We start from the raw sequence: 2,766 nt of genomic DNA on the forward strand, positions 1-2,766 counted from the left end.
ACAAGGCCCTACCCGCACCCGACTACACCACCAACAGCACCCACCAAACCCCCCGCACCCCCCGCGAGGAAATCCTCGCCGGCCTCTTCGCCGAAACGCTCAATCTCCCCACCATCGGAATCCATGACAGCTTCTTCGACCTGGGCGGCCATTCACTGCTGGCAACACGGCTGATCAGCCGACTGCGCCGGGCACTGGGCATCGAATTGTCGGTGCGCGACCTCTTCGACACGCCGACTGTCGCCGAGCTCTCCCACCGCGTCAGCAACGCCGGCGTGGCCCGGCCGGTGCTGCGGGCCGGTGAGCGGCCTGAGCGGTTACCGCTCTCCTTCGCCCAGCAGCGGCTGTGGTTCCTGGACCAGGTCGAGGGGCCGAGCGCGACCTACAACATCCCGCTCGCCATCACCCTCAACGGCCCACTCGACATCGACGCACTCGCCTCAGCGCTGGACGACGTCGTGGCCCGGCACGAAGCACTGCGCACCGTCCTGCCGACCGCCCAGGGCGAGCCGCACCAGCACATCCTCCCCACCGACCAGATACGCACCGACCTGCCAGTCGTCCAGATCGACCCGGCCAATCTGGACGAGGCACTGACCCAGGCCGCCTCGCGCACCTTCGCCCTGGACTCACAGATCCCGTTCCGGGCCACCCTCTTCGCCCTCGCCGAGACCCGTCACGTACTCCTGATCGTCCTCCACCACGTGGCGGGCGACGGCTGGTCCCTGGCCCCCCTCAGCCAAGACCTGACCCAGGCCTACGCAGCCCGCTCGGAAGGCCGCGAACCGGCATGGGACACCCTGCCCGTGCAGTACGCGGACTACGTCCTGTGGCAACGCGAACTCCTCGGCACCGAGGACGACCCCCACAGCGAACTCAACCGCCAACTCACCTTCTGGAAGAACGCTCTCCACGGCGCCCCCGACCAGCTCGAGCTGCCCTTCGACCGGCCCCGTCCGCAGATCCCCACACACCGCGGCGGACTGGTCACCTTCCACATCGAACCCGAACTCCACCGCCAACTGACCGCCCTGGCACAGTCCAACGGCGCCAGCACCTTCATGGTGATCCAAGCCGCGGTGACCGCACTCCTGAGCCGACTCGGCGCCGGCACCGACATCCCCCTGGGCACCGCCATCGCCGGCCGCACCGACGAAGCCCTCGACCACCTCATCGGCTTCTTCGTCAACACCCTCGTACTACGCGGCGACACCTCCGGAAACCCCAGCTTCCGCGAACTCCTCACCCGCACCCGGGAATCCGCACTCGCCGCCTACGACCACCAGGACCTCCCCTTCAACCGACTCGTCGAAGCCCTCAACCCCGAACGCACCCTCAACAGCCACCCCGTCTTCCAGGTCATGCTGGCCTACCAGAACAACGCCGAGGCCCAGGCTGACTTTCCGGGACTGACCAGCGAGGTTCGGCGGCCCTGGATCGGCGCGGCCCGGTTCGACCTCACCTTCGAGGTAGTGGAGAGCGGCGACACGGGCGGCGAACTCGCGGGCTCTCTCGAGTTCAACGCGGACGTCTTCGACCGGCACACCGCGGAGGCGATCGCCGCTCGGCTGGTGGGGCTGCTGAACGCGGCGGTGGCCGATCCGGACGCCCCCCTCAGCAGCTTGGACATCCTGAGGTCCAACGAGCGGGCGAGCCTGCTCGGGGAGTGGAACGGGGACGCGCCCGCGGTGTCGGAGTGCACCGCTGCCGCCCTCTTCGAGGCGCAGGTGGAGCGGGCCCCGGACGCCGTCGCGCTGCTGTCCGCCGATGGCATCCGGCTGACGTACGCGGAGTTGGACGCGCGCGCCAACCGGCTCGCCCACCACCTCGTCGCCCAAGGCATCGGGCCCGAGAGCTTCGTGGCCCTCGCGCTCCCCAGGTCGGTTGAGCTCGTCGTGGCCGCCCTGGCCGTCTGGAAGGCCGGAGCCGCCTATCTGCCGGTCGACCCGGAGTATCCGACCGAGCGGATCGCCTACATGCTGGGCGACGCCCGCCCGCCCCTGACCCTCGCCGTCAAGGCCGTCGCCGAGCGGGTGCCGGACGGCGGTGAGCTGGTCTTCCTCGACGACCTGGACCTGTCCGGGTATCCCGACGACGCTCCCCAGGTCGCACTGTCGGTGCGGAACCCGGCATATGTGATCTACACATCCGGTTCGACAGGCCGCCCCAAGGGGGTCGTGGTCTCGCACGCGGGTGCCGCGAACCTGGCCGCCGCACATATCGAGCGGTTTGAGGTCGGCCCGGGCAGCAGGGTGCTGCAGTTCGCCTCGCCCAGCTTCGACGCGGCCTTCTGGGAACTCTGCATGGCACTGTTCACGGGCGCGGCCCTCGTGGTGGCGACCAAGGACCGGCTGCTGCCAGGACCATCGCTCGCCGAGCTGATCTCGGAGTTCGACGTCACTCATGCGACGCTGCCCCCGTCGGCGCTGGCACTGCTGCCGGAGGGCGGTCTGCCGCAGGGCACGACGCTCGTGGTAGCGGGCGAGGCGACGAATCCGGCGCTGGTGGAGCAGTGGTCGCGGGGTCGCCGGATGGTGAACGCGTACGGCCCGACGGAGGCGACGGTCTGCGCGACGATGAGCGACCCGTTGTCAGGCGGCTGCCTCCCGCCGATCGGCCGACCGGTCGCCGGAACCCGGGTCTACGTCCTCGACGACACCCTCGGCCTCACACCCCCCGGCACCGCCGGTGAACTCTACATAGCCGGCGCCGGCGTCGCCCGCGGCTACTGGAACCGCCCCGCCCTCACAGCGGAACGATTCGTCG

General features: G+C 69.8%; 1 protein-coding gene. It reads left to right on the forward strand.

The genetic code is table 11. The annotated features are described in order from the left end of the window. On the forward strand, window positions 1–2,766 hold a 2,766-nt coding region (locus tag E4099_RS31095), incomplete at both ends, for a non-ribosomal peptide synthetase (RefSeq protein WP_135342444.1).

This window comes from Streptomyces palmae, from assembly GCF_004684805.1.
Taxonomy (GTDB): Bacteria; Actinomycetota; Actinomycetes; order Streptomycetales; family Streptomycetaceae; genus Streptomyces; species Streptomyces palmae.